We start from the raw sequence: 23,639 nt of genomic DNA, 5'->3' as shown, positions 1-23,639 counted from the left end.
CAGAATTTTATGAAACGAATAATCATCCTATTATTGGCGCTCATGCCACTTGCCGTATGGGCACAAGTGATCGTCAAAGGTACTGTAAAAGATGACCTTGGCGAAGTATTGGTCGGAGCAACTATTCTGGAAGTGAATAATCCGGGCAACGGAACAATCACAGACATTGATGGTAAGTTCTCCATTAAACTGAAATCATCCAAAGCAAAGATTAAAGTCAGCTATATCGGCTATGCTTCACAGACGGTGACAGCTACAAACGGTATGGTCATCTCGATGGAGGCGGATGGAAATATGCTTCAGGAAGTAGAAATTGTACAGCAAGGGTTCGGTACGAAGTCTCGGCTTTCAAACGTGGCGTCTATCAGCCAGGTGAATGGTATGACCTTAAGGCAATCGCCCACTTCCACTGTGCAGAATGCACTTGCCGGACGTCTGCCGGGACTTTTCCAGTTGCAGGGAAGCGGACAGCCCGGTAAAGATGCTGCAGATATCTTTATACGCGGTATATCCACTTATGCAGATGTCAGCACTTCGCCGCTGGTATTGATTGACGATGTAGAATCAGACATCGAAACCCTTTCCCAACTTTCGCCGAACGACATTCAGGATATCAGTGTGCTGAAAGATGCAGGTAGTACCTCTATCTTCGGTCTGAAAGGAGCTAATGGTGTTATTTTGGTTACTACCCGTCGTGGCTCGGAAGGCAAACCGAAGATTACATTCAGAGCTGATGTCGGTTTTCAGCAACCTACTTATGAAAATACATTCCTTAATTCGTATGAAAGCTTGAAACTGATAAAGGAGATGTATATGAATGCGGAAAATACCGCTGCATTGGAAAAGAATCAGGAGCTTCTTAGTGATGAAGCATTGGAGCATTTCCGTACCGGTGATTCTCCTTATCTCTACCCAAATGTGGACTGGTACGACCTTATGTATAAGAAAGCTGCTATGATGCAACAGTATAATGTAGACATACAGGGGGGGACTGACAAGGTGAAATATTTTGTGGCTATCGGTTATACGAATCAGACCGGTTTGCTCAAAGAAGTAGAGAAGACTGAGGATTTTAATAATGATTATTATTTGAAACGTTACAATATCCGTTCTAATTTTGATATACAGATTACCAAAGACTTTCTGTTCAGAATCAATGCCAATGCTATTTTGTCTGAGCTGAATGAACCTCATTTACCGTCAGTGGGTCAGAGTGGGGATTATAGTATCTTCACCCGTTTGCTTGGTGGACACTTCACTCCTTGGAACTATCCGGCACACAATCCGGACGGAACGTATGGCATGAAGGTAGGTCAGGCGATGAATCCTCTGGCATTGATGTCTCAAGGTGGTTACAAACGTGAATGGAAGAACAATGTAAATGGTAATATCACGTTGGAACATAAATTGGATTTTATTACTAAAGGGTTGAAAGTGAGAGGAGTAATGGCACTTACCAACCGCTGGGGAACCAAGAGGGAACTTAAGAGAGGTGATGGGGACTATCTGGCATTCTATCATGATGCCGAATCGGATTCTTATCGACCGATTAATGACGACTTGTATGTATTGCGTCCTATGGGAGTGAAGGAAACGACTTCCAAACCGTATGTACAAATCAATACCCGTATAGACTTGTCGTATAGCAGACGTTTTGGCGGACATAATATAGGTGCTTTATTGCTAGGCAACTGGTATTCCAATCGCGCAGGCTCTGATACGCCGAGCAACTCGATGAGTTATTCTGCTCGTGTCAGCTATGATTACAATTCCAGATATTTGCTTGAGCTTAGTGGGGCATACAATGGCTCGGACCGTTTTTCAAAGGCCAACCGTTTCGACTTCTTCCCTTCAGTTTCTATCGGATGGAATGTGGCAGAAGAACCGTACGCAAAGAATTTCCTTAACGGCCTCCAGATAAACTTGCTGAAATTGAGAGGTTCCTATGGGCTTTCAGGAGCTGATGCTGTAGTAGGTGGTGTATATACATACCTTGAAAGTTACAAGAAAGAATATGACTATCCTTTTGGGGAGAATCAACGTTCAACAAGTAAAATTCCCGCTTATTTCCTTGATAAAATTGCTAATGAGGATGTACGTTGGGAAGTGGAAAAGAAATTGAATCTTGGTATTGATTTGAGAATGTTCGACAGCCGTTTATCTGCTACATTTGAATATTTCTATAACCGACGGAATGATATCTTGTCGAAGCCGGAATCTGTTCCTCTCTATGCCGGATATAAGTCGGGTGTACTACCTTATATGAATATCGGACGCACGGAAAATAAAGGTTGGGATGCGGAACTGACCTGGAGAGACAAGATTGGAAAAGATTTCAGTTATTTTTTCCGTGGTATCGTATCGCATGCAAAAAACAAGATTCTGGAAATGGGGGAAGCTCCCAGTCCGTATAAACTGAGCATGAGTACAGGTAGGGCTATCGGTACAAAATTCGGTTATGTGGCGGATGGTTTCTATAATACACAAGAAGAAATAGATAACGGGCCGTATGACAAACTCAGAACATTGCGTCCGGGTGACCTTCGCTACAAAGATATCAGTGGCCCGGACGGAGTAGCCGACGGAATCATAGACCAATATGATAAGGTGGCTATTGGTAATTCCCGCCCTGATTTCAACTATGGTCTGACAGTGGGATTTTCTTATAAGAACTTTGATGTAAGTGCGTTATTCCAAGGAGCGACGGGAGCTTCATTGAGCATTGAGAAAGTGTTACATATCGGTAGCGGTGACGGACGTCCGCGTCCGTTGCATCTGAATAGATGGACACAGTTTGATGAAAGCGGCAATAAAGTGACGGATCCGGCACAATTGATTGAGATGAATAAGAATGCCGCTTTCCCTATTTTGTGGGAGCAAAATGGTAATAACTCGGAATTATCTACATTCTGGTTGCGTTCCGCTAACTACATCCGTTGGAAGAATCTGGAGGTAGGATACAGGCTGCCGGACGCATGGGTGAAGAAAGTGGGACTGAATTCAGTTCGTTTCTACGGCTCTGCACAGAATTTGATGACATGGTCGGCATTAGGTGATTATCAGGTAGACCCGGAAAGTAGCCGTGTAAGTTCGGGCAACCCGATGGATACTTATCCGCAGCAGCGTGTATATAATATTGGATGTCAAATTGCTTTTTAAATAAACGATTATAATGAAGAAGATAATAATAATCTTTCTGGCTATGTGCTGCGTAGTGGCGGCATGTACCGAAACTTCAGAGGGATTCCTGGATAGTAAAGGAAAGGAAACGGATGACCTTGAGGCTGTCTTTGCGGACAGTATGAAAGTGATGGGATTCCATGCCGCTTTGTTCTGGCAGCTGGGGCGTGTCACAATGTCGCCACATAGTGTGCCTAGTACCTTGCAAAATTATAAAGACTATGAAGCGGGAACGGATAATAGTCGTTACTGTGCATACTTTAAGGTAACTGAGTTTACGCCTGCTTATACGAAAGGAGATTTCAGTCAAGGAGGAACAAATGCCGGTTTCACTGATTTCAAGACAGGTTGGCTGGAGATGTATCAGACAATTTATCGTTGTAATTCCTTCCTTCAGAATTATAAGAAAGCACCTTTGACGGACGCTACAAAAGAAAAACTGGCTTATGAGGCTCGATTTATTCGTGCATTCTTCTATTTTCACTTGATGCGCCAGTATGGTGGAGTGGTATTGGTATACGATGAAGTGATCGATCCATTTGAACCGACTCTTTTACCTCGTTCTACATTTGAAGAATGTGTCAACTATGTAGCACAGGAGTTGAGGACCGTAGCGGATGCATTACCTTTGGAACAGTCAGGTGCTGACTATGGCCGTCCTACCAAGGCTGCTGCTTTGGGTGTGTTGACGGAGTTGTATACATTGGCTGCCAGCCCATTGTATAATGGCGGAAATATCGGAAGCGGAGATAATCGCTTGTTGGTAGGCTATGATGATTATGATAAGAACAGATGGCAGAATGTAGTGACTGCAGCTAAAGATTTGATGAATCTGGGAACTCATGAGTTGATGGTGGATAATACGACTCGCCCCGGATACGGTTTTTATCAAGCTACAACGAAACGTGTAAATAGTGAACGTGTATGGTTCTGGCTGACAGTATATACCACTTGTTATCCTTCTAGCGCACTTTTGCCGAAAAGTGCCAAAGGCGGAGCGCAGATCCAGCCTTATCATGAATTGGTAGAAGCCTTCCCGATGATTGACGGTACACCGATTGATAAGGAAAGCAAGGCTTACAAGGAGAATCCGTATAAAGACCGTGATCCCCGTCTGGATTATACGATTATTTATAACGGAGCTAAATGGGTGAAGAAAAAACAAGGAGAACCGGAGGTGGTATATACCTACAAAGGAGCTGAACAGGATGGGTACGCGGTGAGCGGTGGTACGGCTACCGGTTATTTCTTCAGGAAATGTTGTGATGAATCGAAACTGGGAGGCGATAGTGATTATGGTGACGGTACAGGTTTGTCGTTCATTCGTTATGCTGATATTATGTTACTGTATGCTGAAGCTTTGACTGAGCTGGATGTGGATAGAAACCGGAATGAAATAGAGAAGCAGTTGTTTGAACTTCGCAACCGGGCAGGCATTCAACCGGGAGCTGATAAAAGATACGGTGTACCGGAAAATATGGATAAAGACGAAATGATTGATTTCATCATTAACGAAAGACGTATTGAATTTGCTAATGAGTGTGGCAACCGTTTCTGGGATTTGAAACGTCGTAAATTGTATGAGAAACTAAATGGTGTATGGACCAATGCGGCAGTCTGGGAAAAGATGCCGGACGGTACTTTCACATGGAGCCTGATGCCTATTGAACAACACTTCTTCTCTCAGAAGATGTACTTTAGTGCTATTCCACAAGATGAAATCAATGCTTCTCACGGAATGATAATTCAAAATCCGGGTTGGTAATCATTTAATAAAATAATATATGAAATCTATATATAAATATCTGATAGCTCCGTTTTGCCTGATTGCCGCATTATGGCTCGCAGTTGGTTGTTCGGAAGAATATAAGTATGATACGGATTACTCCTCTTATGACAATGTCAGTTTGAAAATGAATCTGGTGGATGAGAATGACGTATTATCTGTGAAACTGGCAAATAAGACTCATGCTCTTACTATTGCTGTAATTCCCGAAAATGTGTTTATTGATTCTAAAGCTTATATTTATGAAGTGGAGGATGCAAGCATTGCTTCGGTGGCTGATGATGGTATGATTACATTGCTGAAGGTGGGAACAACTACTTTGACAGCAAAGTTTCGTGGTAATCAGGAGATATCTGCAAGCTGTACATTGGAGGTGCAACCTACATTTGTCAGAGAGTTGAAAGTAACAGGTACCGACATCCGTGTGGAAGAAGGAAAAGAATTGGATTTGGCGCCATTTGTTGTTGCTATTCCGTCTGATGCGGATAATAAAAAACTTCATTACGAGGTAAAAGCCGGTTCGGAAGAGTTGGTGGAAATCGCTGAAGGAAGTAGTGTTGTCAAAGCATTAGCTAAAGGGACAGCTACCATTATGGTATCGGCAACTGATGGTTCCGGAATATCGGCAGAAGTGACAGTAGAAGTGACCGGAAAGATTCCTGTAGAAAGAATAGAATTAAACAATGCCGCCAATCTGAATGGAAAGAAAGCTCCGATAGGACAAGTCTTCAATTTGGGTGCTTTGGTAACTGTATATCCATCGAATGCTTCTGAACAGACGTTGGCTTATGAACTTGTGGCAGGAAATGCCGAAGTAGATGAGAATGGTGTAGTGAGAACAACAGGTGAAGGGGAGGTAGAAATTAAAATTTCTGCGATAGATGAATTCCAAGTGGCTACTCCTCAAACGATAAAGTTTACTGTTGACGCTTCTCTGACGTTGTTTGAACGCTCTTTGTGGTTCGTTGATACATCCATCGTTTATGCTAACGGCAAAAATTATACAACAGACAATGCTACAGGTAATCCGGAACATGCAATAGATGGAAAGGATAATACTTACTTGGCATTGACTAAGCCGGGTAAGAAGTATAATCAAGAGGTTACTCCTGCCGACCATGTGCTTTTCTTTGTGGTTGATATGAAAGCGGAACAGGAATTTAATTATTTCAAATATAAGCATAGAAATAACAATAAGAATTTCCAGATTTTCAAGATTTCGATGTATGGAAGTAATGATAATGAAAACTATACTGTTATTCAGGAAGATATTGTTTTAGGTCCGCAAACGGATTCGAAATTGCTGGAGATAGAACAGTCGGTAGCATTGTCCAAGTGCAGATATATCAAGGTTGAATTCAAAGATTGGTACAAAGATGACGGTACGAATGTTTGCGTAGCCGAATTCAATGTCGGTAAAAAGTAACTGTTTAAACTAAGAGTTTATGAAAACAAAATTAAATCATTTGATAGGTTCGTTTTGCCTGATTGCCGCTTTGGCGGCAACAGGCTGTTCGGACGAACATGAATATGCATCGGATCATTCTTATTACGATGATGTGAAACTGAAAATCGACCATGTGGATAAGAAGAATGTGCTCGCCATTCCTTTAGCTGATGAGACGTATTCTCTATCGGTCACTGTAACTCCTGAGGCACTATCATTCAATTCTTTGGCTTATGTTTATGAGGTAGGCGATAATAGCATCGCGACAGTAGATAAGAATGGCAAGCTAACATTGTTGAAACCGGGTGAAACTACTTTGACTATAAAATACCGCACCAGTAAGTCTATATCCGCCGATTGTACACTGAAAGTAGTGGCATCGTTGATTCGTGATGTAGTGTTAAGTCCCGAAGTTACCATAGGAATGGAAGAACCGGTAGATTTGGCGGAATATGTCACGGTCATGCCGTGGTCGGCAGATGCCGGTGCATTGACATATACTGTGAAAGAAGGATACGGAGATATAGTGAAAATTGTTGAAGGAAGCCTTGTGCAGGGAATGAATATGGGAGAAGCGGTGATTGAAATTCGTTCTACCGATGGGCTGAACATTGTGAAAGAACTAAAACTGGTAGTGAAAGGCAGTATTCCTATTGAGGAAATCAAGCTGAATGACAAAGCAGCAGAAATCAATGGACAGACATTGCTTGTCGGGCAGGAGTTTGACTTATCTTCCCTTGTGACCTTTTTGCCGGAAAATGCGGCTGACAAGCGATTGAAATACGAGGTTATTTCCGGAACTGATTGTATCTCTATCTCAGAAGAAGGAATACTGATGACAACTGCTGGGGGGGAAGCTGAAATCCAGATATCTCCGCTTGATGAAGAACTGAATGTTGGAGTCTCACCTCTTACTCTTAAGTTTACAATAAAATCATGGAATGAACGTGAGAACTGGAAAGTGACTACTTCTATCACCTATGGCAGTGGAAGAAATTATGTGAAAGATGGCAACACCGGTAATCCGGAACATATCCTTGATGATGATGCTACGACCTATTTGTCATTGGTGAAACCCGGTAAAACGTATGGAACCGATGTCGCGGCCGCTAAAGATGTTCCCCTTTATTTTGTCGTTGACATGGGAATGAAGCAAAGTTTTAATTATTTCACATGGGCGCACAGAACTACTAATTCGTTCAATTATTTGCGGGCGTGGGGAATTACTATGTATGGAAGCGATGACGGTGTGAACTTTAGTGAGATAAAATCCAATATTGTTATACCTCACGATAATAATACGGATAAGATTGAACTGCCCGTTGAAAAATCTACCTATCGATACATTAAAGTGCAGTATATTGATTGGAGTGATTTGCACATCGATGAGGACGAAATTAATAAGAACGGAGGTACTATACAGGTAGCTGAATTCAATGTTGGTATGAAATAATTTTATAGAAACGATTGTTCGCTTAAGGAATGAGGCTGCCTCAAGTAGTGATGAGGTAGCCTTATTTGTCAAATAATGAATACGTAAATTGATGATAGAAAGTATGAAAAAGAAATTTGTAAATGCAGGTATGAAAATATTCTTATTTACATTCGGTTTGTCTCTGACGCTCTGTTATGCGCAGATACAGGCCAAGCAGTATGAGACCACGGTAGGGGCAAAATTGGCAGCACATACATCGCCGATAGTTAGTGCAAGAAAAATAAACCCCACCACCGTCGAAATTCTATTCTCCAATAACCAACGAATGACATTGGATTTCTACGGTGAAAACATCTTCCGTGTCTTTCAAGACAATTCCGGAAGAATAATCAGAGATCCTCAGGCCAAACCGGAAGCGCAGATATTGGTAGACAATCCTCGAAAAGAACTCTCCCAACTGGAATTGGAAGAAAATGACGATTTCGTCTTTCTGACTACTGAAAAGATAAAAGTCCGGTTGGATAAAAAGACCTCTTTACTCAAAGTAACTAACTTGGCGACTAACACCGTTGTAGTAGAAGAACTGGAAGCACCTCTTTTTGAGAAAGGAAAAGTGACCTTGACCTTGAAAGAAACCCCGCAAGAATTCTTTTACGGCGGAGGTGTCCAGAACGGACGATTCTCCCATAAGGGCAAAGTAATCTCCATCGAAAACCAGAATAGCTGGACAGACGGGGGAGTTGCATCACCCACACCTTACTACTGGTCTACAAATGGGTACGGCGTGATGTGGTACACTTTCAAGAAAGGAAAGTATGACTTCGGAGCCTCTGAACAGGGGAAAGTAAAACTGTACCACGAATCAGACTATTTGGATGTATTCTATATGATTAACGACGGGGCGGTAGCCTTGTTGAATGACTTCTACCAACTGACTGGAAACCCTGTCCTGTTGCCTAAATTCGGCTTCTATCAGGGACACCTCAATGCTTATAATCGCGACTACTGGGTAGAAAACGAGAAAGGCATCCTCTTTGAGGACGGCAAACGGTATAAAGAAAGCCAGAAAGATAACGGCGGAATCAAAGAATCGCTGAACGGAGAAAAGGACAACTACCAATTTTCCGCACGTGCAGTAATCGACCGCTATAAGAAACATGACATGCCATTGGGCTGGCTGCTTCCTAACGACGGCTATGGAGCCGGATACGGACAGACAGAAACATTGGACGGTAATATACAAAACCTGAAAAGTCTGGGGGATTATGCCCGTCAGAACGGAGTGGAAATCGGACTCTGGACACAGTCGGACCTGCATCCGAAAGAAGGAGTGAGTGCCTTGTTGCAAAGGGATATTGTGAAAGAAGTAAGGGATGCCGGAGTGCGTGTGCTGAAAACTGACGTTGCCTGGGTAGGTGCAGGTTATTCTTTCGGATTGAACGGAGTGGCTGACGTTGGGCATATCATGCCTTACTATGGAAGTGATGCCCGACCATTTATTATCTCCCTCGACGGTTGGGCGGGAACGCAGCGTTACGCCGGAATCTGGTCGGGCGACCAGACGGGTGGCGTATGGGAGTATATCCGTTTCCATATCCCGACCTATATCGGTTCGGGATTGTCAGGACAGCCGAATATCACTTCCGACATGGACGGTATATTCGGTGGAAAGAATCTGATAGTGAATACCCGTGATTTCCAGTGGAAAACCTTTACTCCCATGGAACTGAACATGGACGGTTGGGGCTCCAATGAAAAATACCCGCATGCCTTGGGAGAACCGGCTACATCTATCAACCGCTGGTATCTGAAGTTGAAATCCGAACTGATGCCTTATGCCTATAGTATCGCCAAAGAAGCCGTAGACGGCATGCCGATGATAAGAGCCATGTTCTTGGAATATCCGAATGCCTATACTCAAGGCACAGCTACGCAATATCAATATCTCTACGGCCCTTATTTCCTGATTGCCCCTATTTATCAGGCAACTAAAGCGGATGAGAAAGGAAATGATATCCGCGACGGCATTTATCTGCCTGAGGGTACATGGATTGATTATTTCACAGGAGAAAAATATGAAGGAAACTGCATACTCAATAACTTTGCGTCTCCCCTTTGGAAACTTCCTGTATTCGTGAAGAACGGGGCGATTATTCCGCTTACGAATCCTAATAACAATACAACTGAAATCAATAAGGGAATCCGTATCTATGAGCTTTACCCGTGTGGCAAGAGTACCTTTACCGAGTATGACGACGACGGAGTGTCCGAAGAATATAAACGGGGCAAAGGAGTGACAACAGATATCGAATCCGAAGTTGACGCCAAAAATAATGTTACTGTAACCATTTACCCGACAAAAGGGGACTTTGCAGGCTTCGTAAAAGAAAAGGCTACAGAGTTCAGAATCAATGTCACCGCCCTGCCGAAGAAAGTAACGGCACAACTGGGTAAGAAAAAAGTGAAGTTGACAAAAGCTGCTTCGAAAGATGAATTTGAAAAAGGAGAAAATGTATTCTTCTATGATGAGGCTCCCAACCTGAACCGGTTTGCCACTAAAGGAAGTGAGTTTGAAAAGGTAGTTATTACCAAGAACCCGCAGCTTTTGGTGAAGTTGGCTGCTACCGACATAACGGTCAATACAACGACATTGCGTATTGAGGGATTCCGCTTTGCTCCCGAAGACCGTCACCGGATCACTACCGGAACTCTGACCGCTCCCATTGCCCGGATTACTGCCGGCAACACGGAAGCCTATACACTGAAACCGACATGGGACAAGGTAACGAACGCTGACTTTTACGAGATCGATTTTATGGATATGCGCTACACTACGATTAAGGATATGGAACTGCTGTTTAAAGACCTGACGCCCGAAACATCGTACTCATTTAAGATACGTGCTGTCAACAAAGACGGAGTTTCAGATTGGGCTGAGTTCAGTGCTACAACCAAATCCGATCCGCTTGAATTTGCTATCCGTGGTATCAAAGGCGAATGTACAGCCGCTTCGCAAGGAAGAGTAGGTGTGAAACGCTTATTCGACTTTGTAGAGTCTGGTGACATCTGGCATACGAAATACGGAGAAAAAGCCGTTCCGTTCGAACTGGTTATGGACTTGGTGACTGTCAACCAACTGGATAAGTTCCACTACCTGCCACGCATCAACGCCGGCAACGGAACATTGCTGAAAGGAACCGTTTCTTATAGCATGAATAAAGAGCAGTGGACAGAAGCCGGAACATTTGAATGGCAGCGTAACGATGATGTGAAGATATTCAATTTCACCAGTCATCCTACTGCCCGCTATATCAAACTATCCGTTACGGAAGCTGTCGGCAACTACGGTTCCGGCAAAGAAATTTATGTGTTCAAAGTGCCCGGAACGGAAAGCTATCTTCAGGGAGATATCAACGTTGACGGTAAGATTGACGGCAACGACCTGACATCTTATACCAACTATACAGGGTTGAGAAAGGGCGACTCCGACTTTGAAGGATACATCAGCAATGGTGATATCAATAAGAACGGGCTGATTGACGCTTATGATATCTCGGTGGTTGCCACGCAGCTTGAAGGCGGTGCTGATAACCGTGGTACGGATAAAGTGGACGGCACGATTGAAATCAGCACACCGAAACAAGTATATGACAAAGATGAGATCATTGAAATCCAGGTAAAAGGCATTGACTTGCGTGCAGTCAACGCATTCAGCTTTGCTTTACCTTACAATCAGCAGGATTATGAGTTTGTCGGGGTGGAATTGCAGAATATGAATGCAATGGAGAATCTGACTTACGACCGTCTTCATACCAATGGTTCAAAAGCCTTGTATCCTACTTTTGTCAATGTAGGAAACAAGAAGACTCTTGAAGGAACCGTTGACTTATGTCTTTTGAAGTTTAAGGCGAAACGTAAAGTGAAATTCGGGTTGAAGATTATTGACGGCTTATTAGTGGATAAGAAATTGAATACTCATAAATCAGGTATTCAGTAATCCATAATGCCCGTTATCTTTGCCTTGAATAAAATTATAGTATTATGAAGAAATTATTCTTAACCCTTGCCCTATGCATGGGCTATTTGTGTACTACAGTTGCGCAGACATTTATTAAAACCGAAGTGAAGCAGTCGATGCGGCGGGTAGCCGACTGGCAGATTGCTCATTACAACAAAGCAGTTTATGGTGACCTCAACTGGGTGAATGCCACTTTCTATCTGGGACTTGTCCACTGGGCTGCGATAGCCGAACAGATGGACAAGGACGATTCCTATTATAAATGGCTGTTACGTTTGGGCGGCCGGAATTACTGGCAGGTAGACCAGCGGATGTATCATGCGGATGATATCTGTATTTCGCAGATGTATCTGTATATGTACGAAAAGTACAAGAGAAAAGGCATGCTTATCCCGACGCAGGCGCGTGCCGAATGGGTAATTGCCAATCCTCCTTCCGGTTCGTTCAAACTGAACTATGGCGATGCAAGCACATTGGAACATTGGACTTGGTGTGACGCCCTGTTCATGGCTCCACCTGTTTACATGAAACTCTACAATATCACGGGCGACAAGAAATTTATCCGTTTCATGGATAAGGAATACAAAGCCACTTATGACTTCCTGTTCGACAAAGAAGAAAACCTCTTCTACCGTGACCACCGTTACTTTACAATGAAAGAAGCCAATGGCGCAAAAGTGTTCTGGGGACGCGGTAATGGTTGGGTGCTCGGCGGACTTGTAGAGATGTTGCGTGAACTTCCTGCCAAAAGCAAATACCGCCCGTTCTATCAGGATTTGTTTCAGAAGTTATGCCGGCGGATTGCTCCTCTCCAGAATAAGGACGGTTTCTGGCACGCAAGCCTGCTCGACCCTGCTTCCTATCCGTCGCCCGAGACGAGTTGCAGCGGTTTCTTTGTTTACGCCCTTGCCTATGGAATCAACGAAGGGCTTCTGCCGAAAGAAGAATTTCTGCCTGTGGTGGAGAAAGGATGGCAAGCCTTGGTGTCGGCTGTGGGAGAAGACGGAAAACTGGGATACGTGCAGCCTATCGGTGCCGACCCCAAAAAGGTGACTCCCGATATGACCGAAGTATACGGTCCGGGTGCTTTCCTGCTGGCAGGGACGGAAGTTTACCGTATGGCACAGGATACCCCGAGACAAAACACGAATATCTCTCAAAACCGTATCCGTGAAATCGCTGCCATGCTGCCCGATAAACCCGAAGGAATGGGTGTTTCCTATAAAGACCGTACTTTCTGGAACAAAGTAAAAGAGAGCGGCAATGCAGAAAAACTACTGACAGAAGAAGCTCCCGCATTATTGAAAAAGGGTATGCCCCCTTTTGTTGACTCATTATATCTGCATCTGAACAAGACGAATATCCGCCTGCCGGGTGAAAACATGATGAATGCGCGTTATCATTATCTTTTCCGGTTGACATTGGCCGAATGTCTTGAAAACAAAAGACGATATATTCCCGCCATTGAGAAAGCTCTGATTGCTCTTTGCAATCAGAACTCGTGGTCGATTCCCGCCCACGACCGCAATCTGAAGAATTATCATGGTACGGACTATTATGTCGACCTGGTAGTTGCTACGGCCGGAAACGGAATCGCGCAGTGTGTAGCCATGCTCGACGACCGTTTGTCACCGGAAGTAAAGGCTCGTGTGCAGTGCGCTTTTCGTGAGAAAGTATTTCGTCCCGTGTACCGTTGCCTGGAAGAGACAAAACCTTTCTGGTGGTTCACGGCAACAAATAACTGGAACTCAGTTTGTCTGGCAGGCGTTACGGGGGCTGCCCTCACTCTGCTGGCGGATAAGGAAGAACGTGCTTATTTCGTAGCCGCAGCCGAAAAATATAACGTGTACGGTATGAAAGGGTATGCCGACGACGGTTATTGCAGTGAAGGCGTCGGTTACTACAATTACGGTTTCCGTGCCTACATCCTGCTGCGTGAGGAAGTATGTCGTGCCACACAAGGCAAGATAGACTTCTTCCGTGACCCTAAATTTGTACATATCGCCCGATATGGTAAGAAAATACAGATGAATGAGGGCGTATGTCCGGCTTATTCCGATTGCCGTATCGGTTTGTCGACAGATAAATTCATTACGGCTTATTGTGACCGTGCGCTTGGCGTTACTTCTCCGGCAGAAAAATACATTCTTCCGGCAGGAAATAATTTCTCTTTGTATCTCATAGAACTGTTCCCCCGACAAGTATGGAAGATGGAAATGACGGATGCTATCCGTCAGGCGTTAAAGGAAGACTCTGATTCTCTGCGTGCTTACTACGAAAAAGCAGGAATTCTCGTTGCGCGTCCTGCTGTGGGGAGTTCGTGTCTGCTGGCTGTCTCGGCCAAAGGTGGTAATAATGCCGAAAACCATAACCATAATGATGTCGGTTCTTATGCCGTCGCTTTGGGAAAGAGTATGATGGTTGGCGATCAGGGCGGCCCTTTCTCTTATCCCGGTGATTATTTCAGTGCGGAGGCTCCCGCGAAATATAAGATCAAAGGTTCTTTCGGGCATCCTGTTCCGGTGGTAGACGGGAAAACGCAATCTGCTGGTTCCAAGGCGAAAGCTATTGTGCTCAGGAAAGAATTTGCAGAAGAAAAAGACTTGTTCAGTATTGACTATACATCAGCTTATTCTACCCCCAATCTGGATAAGTTGATCCGTACCTTCGTCTATGACCGCCAGGGTGAAGGCAGTTTCACCGTCAGTGACGAATTTACAGCCAATGCGCCTATCCGGTTCGAAACAGCCATAACAACACAAGCCGACTGGAAAATTATTGATGACACACATCTTTTGCTCACTACTGGTACAGAACAGATGATTGTCAATGTCGAAGCATCCGGCAAAGTCGCATTTACTTCTGAAACTATCGAAGTGAATGCTCCGGCTTACACCCGCATCGGGATTGCGCTGAAGGAGCAGTCGGAGAAAGGATATATCCGGCTGAAGATGCAGGCGAAACAATTGTAACAATGAAGATGCTGTGAAAAACACTATTTATCATAGAATAAAAAAAATCATGGTGACAGGACAGCCTTCTATGCGAAAAAAATAAAATCATTTCTCATAGTTTATACCTCTAAAATGCCTTTAAAAAAGGTATTTCTCATACTTTGTTTCGCATTTCTCATGCTGTATATTATGCTTATCCTTGTTTCAGAATACTAATATGTATAGACCAATATAGCCGTAGTTTGTGTGTTGAGTCAGTAGATAACATATCTTTCACAACAGACATTGTTGTGTTTTCCTGTCTTCATCCGTATTATTGCACTCCAGTGAACAGACTGGTGCACTCGAGTGGATAGTTCTGTGCACTTTAGTGCACGAATCTGTTCACTCGAGTAAAACGATAGAAATGTCTTATTGAAAATCTATTGATTACAGTAGCATAATCTTTAGTTATCAGTTAGTTATGATGAAGATGAGCGGTAGTTTTACTACAGTTCATTAAGTGTTGATGATTAGACTATAAGAATACTATTTTTAATGTATGAGAAATGCCGGTAATGGTATGAGAAATGCATTGTTTTAAGCGCGTTTTCTTGATAAAACCATGAGAAATGCATGTAAATAATTTTATTCTCATTTTTCATATAATTAGTAATCAGATGAATATGTTTTACTATGAGAATATGAGAAATGATTTTGTTTTTTTATTCTAGTGCGAAGCTATAACGAAATGGATATTTGCTCGTCTTTGAGTAGGATATGTAATAAAATTGCTTGAAACTATATTTTTTTGAGTTACATTTGCCGATTTCGGAGAAACGAATGTGCAGCCCGACGAAAACTATCAGAATAGTTGCTTTATGATTCGGGTTTCGACCGTCTGCACCCTAACACGAAAGGACAGGAACGCATGGCACGCACATTAATGTATCAATTACTAACATTGCCGGTAGCCTTTTAAAAACGGATTGGGGACAGAGTGACCTTGCTTATGACAGCATTGCTGCATTGACTTTTTCTTTCGGTAAATGTGAAACGGATTCGGTAGAAGATTAAGGCATTGGACGAAGGAGTGATATTGGAGCAGGTGATGCTCTATATGCCGGAAGGTTTTTAGGTTCACTGGTTTGTTCTTTTGAATAGCCGTCAGTGTCGGGTTACTAACCGCAGGACAAACCAGGCATGGCGTGCTACGGTGCCAATCAGCCCGTAATGTCTCGCCATGATACGAAATCTTTCTTTGAGAGATGCTTTCCGGTTTCGGGTCGTCATCCCTTCGTCCAGATAGTCGATAATCGTTAAATGTGTATTATGGAGTGTGCGTGCTTTTTTCATGATGCGGATACACCAGTCGAAATCGGCGGAAAAGTGGTATTTCAGGTCATACGGCTCTACCAGGGTGTGGCGGGCGAAGAAAGCCTGGTGGCAGACTAACATCCCTTCTTTGAAGCTTTTCCATGTCAGTGTTTCGGGGGCGGAGAGCCTGCGCATACGCAGGAAGTGCCTGTCTTTGTCTACGATGGCTGTTTCTCCGTAAAGGACATCGGGCAGTTCATTGCCGTTGATACTGTGTACCATCTGCTGCAAGGTGTCATCCTCGTGAAAACAGTCGCCCGCATTCAGGAAGCAGAGATAATCGCCGCCGGCAAGGGCGATTCCTTTGTTCATGGCATCATATAATCCTTTGTCCGGTTCGCTCACTACGGTGTGTATCCGCGGGCGGTAGCGGTCGATGATAGATAAAGTCCCATCCTTGGAAGCTCCGTCCACGATGATATATTCAATGTGATGATACGTCTGCGAGATGACACTTTGGATGGTGTCTTCCAATACCTTCTCAGCGTTGTATGTCACTGTGATAATCGAGAACTTGGGAGTAGGGTGGACGCTATGCATATTTTCCCGTTATTTTGTTGTAGACATCTGTATATTTCTTTGCGATGATGCTTTCCGAGTAATTGCCCAATACCTTGCAGCAGGCTTGTGCGGATAACTCATTATATTCCGGCTCTGTCAGTATCCAATGTATGCCGTTGGCAAAATCTTCCGAAGATTTATATTGTGCCACGTAGCCGTTGTGCAGATGGTCTATCATTTCGGGGATACCGCCTACGTTGAATCCTACGCAGGGCACTCCGCAAGCCATTGCTTCCATGATCATGTTGGGAAGATTCTCTTCCAGGGACGGAATGGCGAAAAGGTCTACGGCATTGTAGATATTTACCACTTCGTGTTCGTTCTTGATATAAGGCAGCGGATAGACGCGGAAGGGAAGCAGTTCCTGGAGTTGTTGCGACTGCTTGCCGAATACGACGACTCCCAGTGAATCTTTCCATTCGGGATGCTTCTCCGCCAGCAGTTTGCAGGCGGCAATCAAATAGTCAACTCCCTTTCGTTTGTCGGTGATTTTCAGCGAGCCGAACAGGATAAGTTTCTTGTCTTCCGGCAGCATGAACTTAGCTCGTGCCTTCTGTTTGTCTTGTGGCTTGAACAGGTTGGTATTGATGGCGTTCGGAATATTAGTGACGCTTTTCCCTTCAAATAAGGCGCTGGTCTTCGCCTGTTCTTTCAGCCAGCGGCTGCAAGTGACGAAATGGATGGGAGCTTGGCTATATAGTTTTTGTTTCTTGCGGAAAGTGCGGTAAGACAGGTCTTTCCGTCCACCACCTTTATAGATGTAAGGGCAGTTGTGGCATTCCTGCTGATAGTTCGTACATTCCCGTGCGTAATGGCAGATACCTGTACACGGCCACATATCGTGCATCGTCCAGACTACAGGTTTGCCGGATGCCAGTATCTTTCGTATATCATTCAATGAGAGCATTCCTTGGTTGATCCAATGCAGATGAATCACATCAGCCTGCCGGAATTCCGGAAGCGATGTAATATCTGTGCCTGTATTGGCAATATCCACGTCGAACAAATGGTAACGCCGGAAACGGTTGGCACTCCAGATAACGATGCGCTCCCACATGAATTTCCATACTTGCAGCCAATTGCTCTTCAGGCGGACCACACTGATTTGGTCAGTCTGCTTGTCGCGTACCAGCATTTTGGCTTTGATACCGTTGTTTTTCAGTGATTCCATCAGCCGGCTTGCCGCGATAGCTGCACCGCCGATTCGTTCGGATGTATTTATAATCAGGACTCTCATGGTTATTTGACTTTTTGCAAAGTTACGTTTTTTAGCTGTATAAGCCTTATTCAATCTTTACTTTTCTGCAAAAATAGCCGATGGGATTGTTGAACCAAACTCTCGATTTCGGCTTGGTGTTTGTTATAAAGGGAATATAACTGACGGCTATTTTTCTCGTATTGTTGCTGGGCAAAATATTGGTTCCACAACCTCATACCACCTGCGCTCAGTGATTTGAATCCGGCATCGTACCATCCTACCTGTAACCCGTTGAGCCATGCTCGTGCACATAACTCATAATCATCATACTGGAAAGGGGCAAAGGCAAAATCAATATGATGCAGCTTTTGCAAATACAGTTCCCTGTTTATCCACATCGGCGCTCTGTTTACTGCCGGAACGAAGTCAAACGGGCGGGTCGCTTGTATTATCTTTCCGTTTGCTTTGGGAGGCTGGAATACAAACTCCAACGCATCTTTTCCTCCTAGGATAGCCAGTGCAGGATATTGCTCGAAAAGACGGACGGCTGCCTGTATCCACTCCAGGTTGTCAAAATCATCATCATCTTGTAAGAGGGCGACATATTTGCCGTTGGCCATACGTAGGGTGCGGTCGTACATGATGTTTTCATACAGGTCGTTGGAATGAAGCAGGAATTCGTTGGCTCCTGTCATTAACCGGGCTAGTGTGCGGGTGTGCGTAAAGTCGGAACCGTCATCAATGACAATGAGCTCAATGGATGGATATGCGCGCAATTTGGCAACAATATGGCTCACTTGCAGGCTCTTGTTGTGTGATTGGATAATGACGGTAACGGTTGGCGTATTGGTATATCCTTTGCTGAGCCAGCTCTCATATGATTTTTTGTTTTGGGTCACTCCCGTATGTTTTTGCAGGGATAACTTTATTTTGTTAATAAACAGCTTGATACCATCCATGTCCTTATCTTTTATGTCCGCCAATGGCGGTGAATGTCTTTTGTTTTATAGAGCAAAAGTAATGATTTTCAGTGAAACATCATTCAAAGTTACGGATTATATGTATTTTTGCACCACTTATTAAAAGGAGCATCAAAATGAAAAAAGTGGTATTCTTAGGATTAGGGTATATCGGGCTTCCTACCGCGGCGGTTGCTGCCGGTCATGGTTATGAAGTGATAGGGGTGGACGTTAATCCTTCGGTAGTGGAAACTATCAATCAAGGCAAGATACACATCGTTGAGCCGGATTTGGATAAGATTGTAAAAGATGCGGTGCAGAAAGGAAACCTGCGCGCAGTGTCGAAGCCGGAGCCGGCGGATGCATTCTTTATCGTAGTCCCTACACCTTTCAAGCAGAACCATCGGGCGGATATAACGTATGTGGAAGCTGCCACACGGTCTGTTCTTCCTTATTTGCAGGAAGGCAACTTGTTTGTCATCGAATCTACTTCTCCTGTTTATACTACCGAGCGCATGGCGGAAGTAATCTATAAAGAACGTCCCGAACTGAAAGGAAAGATACATATTGCATACTGTCCCGAGCGTGTGCTGCCGGGCAATACGCTCTACGAACTGGTGCACAATGACCGTGTGATTGGCGGTATAGACCCTGAATCTACGGAGAAGGCCGTCGAGTTCTATTCTGCTTTTGTGCAAGGCAAGTTGCACCGTACCAATGCCCGTACGGCAGAGATGTGTAAGCTGACGGAGAATTCCTCGCGTGATTCGCAGATTGCCTTTGCCAATGAATTGTCCATGATTTGCGATAAAGCGGGAATCAATGTCTGGGAATTGATTGAACTGGCAAACAAGCACCCGCGTGTGAATATCCTCCAACCGGGTTGTGGCGTGGGCGGACATTGTATTGCAGTGGACCCCTGGTTCATCGTGTCCGACTATCCGGAACAGGCACAACTGATAAAACGTGCCCGCGAAACCAATGACTATAAAGCCGACTGGTGTGCCAATAAAGTATTGGAAACCTGCCAGAAGTTTGTGGAAAAGAATGAACGTGAACCCATTGTCGCGTGTATGGGGCTGGCCTTCAAACCGAATATTGATGATTTGCGCGAATCTCCCGCCAAGTACATCGCTTCCCGCATCATCTCCGAGTCGAGAGCGGATGTGCTGATTGTGGAACCGAACATTAGCAGTCATAAGAGTTTTCATCTGACGGATTATCGGGAAGCCTATGAGAAGGCGGATATTGTCGTCTGGCTTGTACGCCACGATGTGTTTGTGGCATTGCCGAGGGAAGAGGGAAAGATAGAACTGGATTTCTGCGGGGTGAGACGTTGAATGAGATAAATAAGGTAGATGAAAAAGATATTGCTTGTTTTCGGCACCCGCCCCGAAGCCATTAAGATGGCGCCGCTTGTAAAGGCACTTCAGAAAGATATGGAACATTTTGAAACGCGGGTTTGCGTTACGGCGCAGCACCGGCAGATGTTGGATCAGGTGCTGGAGGTATTCGGCATCACTCCCGAATATGATTTGAATATTATGGCTCCCAATCAGGACTTGTATGACATCACGGGTAAGGTGCTGATGGGGTTGAGAGAGGTGTTGAAGGATTATCGGCCCGATACCGTATTGGTTCACGGTGACACCACCACTTCGATGGCCGCGTCGCTTGCCGCATTTTATATGCAGATTCCCGTAGGGCATGTGGAAGCCGGTCTGCGTACCTATAATATGTTGTCTCCCTGGCCTGAAGAGATGAACCGTCAGGTTACGGACCGAATCTGCACTTACTACTTTGCGCCGACCGAACAGTCGAAGAAAAATCTGCTGCGAGAGAATATAGACGAGAAGAAGATTTTCGTTACGGGCAATACTGTGATAGATGCGCTGCTGATGGCGGTGGATATAATTTCTTCAACTCCCGGCATGGAAGAGAAGATGGCGGTGGAGTTTCAGGAGAAGGGCTATACAGTGGGCGGGCGTGAATATATTCTTGTCACCGGGCATCGGCGTGAGAACTTTGGCGACGGTTTCCTGCATATCTGTAAGGCGATAAAAGAATTGGCTATGCTCCATCCCGAGATGGATATTGTGTATCCTGTCCACCTCAATCCTAATGTACAGAAGCCCGTGTACGAGTTGCTTTCGGGGGTGGATAATGTATATCTGACTTCTCCGTTGGATTATTTGCCATTCATCTATGCCATGCAACATTCTACTTTGTTGCTGACGGATAGCGGCGGAGTGCAGGAAGAAGCGCCTTCGCTGGGAAAGCCGGTGCTGGTGATGCGCGATACGACAGAACGGCCTGAAGCAGTGCAGGCGGGTACGGTGAAACTGGTCGGCACCAATGCCGACGATATCGTAAACAATGTGACGGCATTGCTGAAAGATAAGGAACTTTACAGGCGTATGTCCGAGACGCACAATCCTTACGGAGACGGCCGGGCATGCGAGAGAATAATAGCGGCGTTATAGCCGCTGCTGTTGTGTGTTACAGGCTTTTGGACACTTTCATGAAATCCCGAAAAGCCGCCATATATCGTTCGCTGACTATCTCGATATTAATCTTTTCCCGAATGATGCGCTCTGACTCTTCGCCCATCCGTCTGCATTGTTCGGGAGACTCAAACATCTTTTCAATTGTCCCCGCCAGACTGTCCGCATCTCCGTCCTTGAAGAAAGAACCGTTCGTTCCTTCCGTCACCAAATCGCGTTCGGTGCTGTCGCATACGGAGCAGATGACAGGCATTCCATACGTCATGGCATCGTTGATTGAAAGCCCGCCCATGCCGGCCAGTACATAGATGCTTGACTCATTCATGTATGCTCCGAGTATCTTCGGGTCGTAGACTGCTCCGATGAACCGGATTCTATCGGCAAGCTGTAGTCCGGCTGCCTGTTGCTTGAGATTTTCCAGCTCAGGCCCGTCGCCAACGATGACCAGTTCTGCATCCGGATATGTAGCGGTTACCTTCCTGAAAGCATTTATCAATAAATCCACCCGTTTCCATTTCACTAATCGGCCGATGTGTAGCAAGCGGCGTTCGGAAGGGGGGAGGATGGAGGGTGATGCCAGTACGGACTCCTTTTCTTTGAGCAGAGCCTCTGTGTCTGTAGAGTTGTAGGTGACGTGTATCTGTTCCTTCTTTACTCCGTAAGACAGAAGGATGTCGTAAGCGGCTGTTGAGTAGTTCAGAGTTCCGACGGCTTTGGAGTAGCAGTATTTGCGTATTCCGGCCGTCATCCATTGGCGGAGATAAAACCCGGCTCCGCTACTGAGAAGGCGCATGTTTTCGTCATACATCGGGTGCTCCTTGAAATACTCCTTGATTTTGCCGTATGGAGGTGTCTGAAAAGGGATTTCACGAATTACCAGCCGTGCGTTGCAAGCCTTTATCGCTTTTCTCAATGCAGGTTGAAAGAATATTTGCAGGAAGTAAGGCCATCCCATTACTACGATGTCCGGCTTCTCTTCTGCAATGATGCGCGGGAGTGCCGGAAAGGAACTTTTTCCGTAGAATGCTTTCTTTTCCGGTGTCGTCAGATGCCGGAAAGCTCCGCCTTCTACCATCTTTACCCCTTTGCCGACCGTCGTATTTCCTTTCCGGGGGCTGACTACGGTTATGTCTGCTCCTTTCGCCTGAATCTTGTTGAGCATGGCGTTCAGGTAGTGGGGGATTCCGCCAAATGTAAAAAGTACTTTCATTGTTGTGTCAGTTTTTGAAGTTGGTAATGGAACTCTTTGCCGAACTCTTTCCATGAGTGCTTTTCCAGAAAAAGACGGTAGTCATCCGGATTAGCATGTCGGGCAGCATGATTGGCAATGGAAGCTATCTCGGAGAATGAGTCGAATGTATGCACGCACAACAACGGCTCATTGGCATAATCTCTGAATGAACCTATGTTGGGCCCGATTACTCGCGCTCCGAACGAAAGTGAATCCATCAGGATGCCCGAACTGAGCACTGATTCGGCTGCATAAGGCACTAAAACATAACGCGTTTTCTGTATTTTCTTGCCTAGTTCGTCAAACCGGATACTTCTGTTTTCTACACTAATATATGGGTTAGCCTGTTGTTTCAATTCCTCAAACAGGTCGGCAGAGCTACATTTGCCTATCACTTTTATCTTCAGTTTCAAAGAGTGCTCGTTGGCAAAGCGTATAAATTCGGCTACACCTTTGTATCGGGATATGTTTCCCCAGATTAACAAATCGGTGTCTGTCGTTTGGGCATTCGGCACTTGCGCGGGCATCCTGTTCTTGGTGGGATGATGCAGGAATAGCGTTTTCGATTCGGCATCCCGGCATCGGTTGCGGATGACAGCTACCCCTTCTGTGGCATGAGTCACGATGAGGTCGGATTTGCTGATGAGAAGATGGGTCAGCAATTTCTTTGCCCATTGGTGGCGGACCACGTGCGGTTGTTTGTTATGTAAAAACCAGATGATGCGTTTCCGGTTGAACTTGATGGTGATGAAAAGCCAGAGCGCGGCCAGCGTTTGCAGCATGCCATATTTGTAGTCGGGCACATTCTCCAGCCAATGGAAAATATAGGCATCACTGTCTGTCTTTCTGCCGATGAGGCTGAATAAGGGGTTCTTATGCGGCGGATTTGCCACTACGATACCTTCTTGCTCCAGCGCACTGACAAAGTCTTTTATATATGGGTTGACTTGTATGCTTCCGTTGTCGAGATTGCGGGGATATATGGTTACCTTCATAGCTATCTTTTTGTA

Annotated in this window: 13 protein-coding genes and 1 pseudogene; 9 read left to right on the top strand and 5 right to left on the bottom strand. The window is 44.9% G+C overall.

All coding sequences use genetic code 11. From position 1 onward, the window contains the following. Positions 1–9: 9 nt before the first annotated feature. The 7 genes and pseudogenes from CLIN57ABFB40_RS12365 to CLIN57ABFB40_RS20610 form a co-directional block, all read left to right on the top strand. Entirely contained in the window at positions 10–3,159 is a 3,150-nt protein-coding gene (locus CLIN57ABFB40_RS12365) for a SusC/RagA family TonB-linked outer membrane protein (RefSeq protein ID WP_175630405.1), read from the top strand. 13 nt (positions 3,160–3,172) lie between these two features. Next, a complete protein-coding gene (locus tag CLIN57ABFB40_RS12360; protein ID WP_175630404.1) occupies positions 3,173–4,945 on the top strand; it encodes a RagB/SusD family nutrient uptake outer membrane protein in 1,773 nt (590 codons plus the stop codon). 19 nt (positions 4,946–4,964) lie between these two features. Then, entirely contained in the window at positions 4,965–6,392 is a 1,428-nt protein-coding gene (locus CLIN57ABFB40_RS12355) for a discoidin domain-containing protein (RefSeq protein ID WP_175630403.1), read from the top strand. A gap of 19 nt (positions 6,393–6,411) precedes the next feature. Next, the gene (locus tag CLIN57ABFB40_RS12350) at positions 6,412–7,866 is read left to right on the top strand and encodes a discoidin domain-containing protein (RefSeq protein ID WP_175630402.1); all 1,455 of its coding nucleotides are present in this window, start codon (positions 6,412–6,414) and stop codon (positions 7,864–7,866) included. A 103-nt stretch (positions 7,867–7,969) separates the two neighbouring features. Continuing rightward, positions 7,970–11,845: a TIM-barrel domain-containing protein gene (locus CLIN57ABFB40_RS12345; protein ID WP_175630401.1), complete on the top strand. Its 3,876-nt coding sequence runs from the start codon at positions 7,970–7,972 to the stop codon at positions 11,843–11,845. 44 nt (positions 11,846–11,889) lie between these two features. Next, positions 11,890–14,838, top strand: coding sequence for a glycoside hydrolase family 88 protein (locus tag CLIN57ABFB40_RS12340; protein ID WP_175630400.1), 2,949 nt, complete (start codon positions 11,890–11,892; stop codon positions 14,836–14,838). Between the two features lie 841 nt (positions 14,839–15,679). Beyond that, positions 15,680–15,781, top strand: a pseudogene (locus CLIN57ABFB40_RS20610) (SGNH/GDSL hydrolase family protein); the annotation flags it as partial. A gap of 185 nt (positions 15,782–15,966) precedes the next feature. Here the strand turns inward: CLIN57ABFB40_RS20610 and CLIN57ABFB40_RS12330 are convergent. From CLIN57ABFB40_RS12330 to CLIN57ABFB40_RS12320, 3 genes are read right to left on the bottom strand one after another with little or no spacing between them, the layout of a single operon-like run. Next, positions 15,967–16,716 (bottom strand): glycosyltransferase family 2 protein, encoded by a 750-nt coding sequence (locus CLIN57ABFB40_RS12330; protein WP_175630399.1) that lies wholly within the window; start codon positions 16,714–16,716, stop codon positions 15,967–15,969. Beyond that, positions 16,709–17,974, bottom strand: a complete 1,266-nt coding sequence (locus CLIN57ABFB40_RS12325; RefSeq protein ID WP_175630398.1) for a glycosyltransferase family 4 protein — start codon at positions 17,972–17,974, stop codon at positions 16,709–16,711. The genes CLIN57ABFB40_RS12330 and CLIN57ABFB40_RS12325 overlap by 8 nt, the downstream gene beginning before the upstream one ends. 50 nt (positions 17,975–18,024) lie before the next feature. Further along, positions 18,025–18,894 carry a glycosyltransferase family 2 protein gene (locus CLIN57ABFB40_RS12320; RefSeq protein ID WP_175630397.1) on the bottom strand — a complete coding sequence of 290 codons (870 nt, stop codon included), beginning with the start codon at positions 18,892–18,894 and terminating at the stop codon, positions 18,025–18,027. 137 nt (positions 18,895–19,031) lie between these two features. Between CLIN57ABFB40_RS12320 and wecC the strand changes: the two genes are divergently transcribed. Together wecC and wecB are read left to right on the top strand one after the other, a co-directional pair. Continuing rightward, on the top strand, positions 19,032–20,234 hold the full coding sequence (gene wecC, locus CLIN57ABFB40_RS12315; RefSeq protein ID WP_175630396.1) for a UDP-N-acetyl-D-mannosamine dehydrogenase: 1,203 nt from the start codon (positions 19,032–19,034) through the stop codon (positions 20,232–20,234). An 18-nt stretch (positions 20,235–20,252) separates the two neighbouring features. Further along, entirely contained in the window at positions 20,253–21,377 is a 1,125-nt protein-coding gene (wecB, locus tag CLIN57ABFB40_RS12310; RefSeq protein ID WP_175630395.1) for a non-hydrolyzing UDP-N-acetylglucosamine 2-epimerase, read from the top strand. A gap of 16 nt (positions 21,378–21,393) precedes the next feature. Here the strand turns inward: wecB and CLIN57ABFB40_RS12305 are convergent, their stop codons facing one another. Together CLIN57ABFB40_RS12305 and CLIN57ABFB40_RS12300 are read right to left on the bottom strand one after the other, a co-directional pair. Further along, positions 21,394–22,608: a glycosyltransferase family 4 protein gene (locus CLIN57ABFB40_RS12305; RefSeq protein WP_175630394.1), complete on the bottom strand. Its 1,215-nt coding sequence runs from the start codon at positions 22,606–22,608 to the stop codon at positions 21,394–21,396. After that, complete coding sequence (locus CLIN57ABFB40_RS12300; RefSeq protein WP_175630393.1) at positions 22,605–23,624, bottom strand: glycosyltransferase; 1,020 nt, start codon at positions 23,622–23,624, stop codon at positions 22,605–22,607. The genes CLIN57ABFB40_RS12305 and CLIN57ABFB40_RS12300 overlap by 4 nt, the downstream gene beginning before the upstream one ends. Positions 23,625–23,639 lie beyond the last annotated feature (15 nt).

It is taken from the genome of Bacteroides acidifaciens, assembly GCF_903181435.1.
Taxonomy (GTDB): domain Bacteria; phylum Bacteroidota; class Bacteroidia; order Bacteroidales; family Bacteroidaceae; genus Bacteroides.
Note: the sequence above shows the minus strand (reverse complement) of the source record. Positions and strands in the feature narration are given on the sequence as shown.

Coding starts and splice junctions, on each gene's coding strand:
- wecC (WP_175630396.1), top strand. CDS start 19,032: ATGAAAAAAGTGGTATTCTTAGGATTAGGGTATATCGGGCTTCCTACC.
- CLIN57ABFB40_RS12305 (WP_175630394.1), bottom strand. CDS start 22,608: ATGAAAGTACTTTTTACATTTGGCGGAATCCCCCACTACCTGAACGCC.
- CLIN57ABFB40_RS12345 (WP_175630401.1), top strand. CDS start 7,970: ATGAAAAAGAAATTTGTAAATGCAGGTATGAAAATATTCTTATTTACA.
- CLIN57ABFB40_RS12360 (WP_175630404.1), top strand. CDS start 3,173: ATGAAGAAGATAATAATAATCTTTCTGGCTATGTGCTGCGTAGTGGCG.
- CLIN57ABFB40_RS12330 (WP_175630399.1), bottom strand. CDS start 16,716: ATGCATAGCGTCCACCCTACTCCCAAGTTCTCGATTATCACAGTGACA.
- CLIN57ABFB40_RS12320 (WP_175630397.1), bottom strand. CDS start 18,894: ATGGATGGTATCAAGCTGTTTATTAACAAAATAAAGTTATCCCTGCAA.
- CLIN57ABFB40_RS12365 (WP_175630405.1), top strand. CDS start 10: ATGAAACGAATAATCATCCTATTATTGGCGCTCATGCCACTTGCCGTA.
- wecB (WP_175630395.1), top strand. CDS start 20,253: ATGAAAAAGATATTGCTTGTTTTCGGCACCCGCCCCGAAGCCATTAAG.
- CLIN57ABFB40_RS12340 (WP_175630400.1), top strand. CDS start 11,890: ATGAAGAAATTATTCTTAACCCTTGCCCTATGCATGGGCTATTTGTGT.
- CLIN57ABFB40_RS12300 (WP_175630393.1), bottom strand. CDS start 23,624: ATGAAGGTAACCATATATCCCCGCAATCTCGACAACGGAAGCATACAA.
- CLIN57ABFB40_RS12325 (WP_175630398.1), bottom strand. CDS start 17,974: ATGAGAGTCCTGATTATAAATACATCCGAACGAATCGGCGGTGCAGCT.
- CLIN57ABFB40_RS12350 (WP_175630402.1), top strand. CDS start 6,412: ATGAAAACAAAATTAAATCATTTGATAGGTTCGTTTTGCCTGATTGCC.
- CLIN57ABFB40_RS12355 (WP_175630403.1), top strand. CDS start 4,965: ATGAAATCTATATATAAATATCTGATAGCTCCGTTTTGCCTGATTGCC.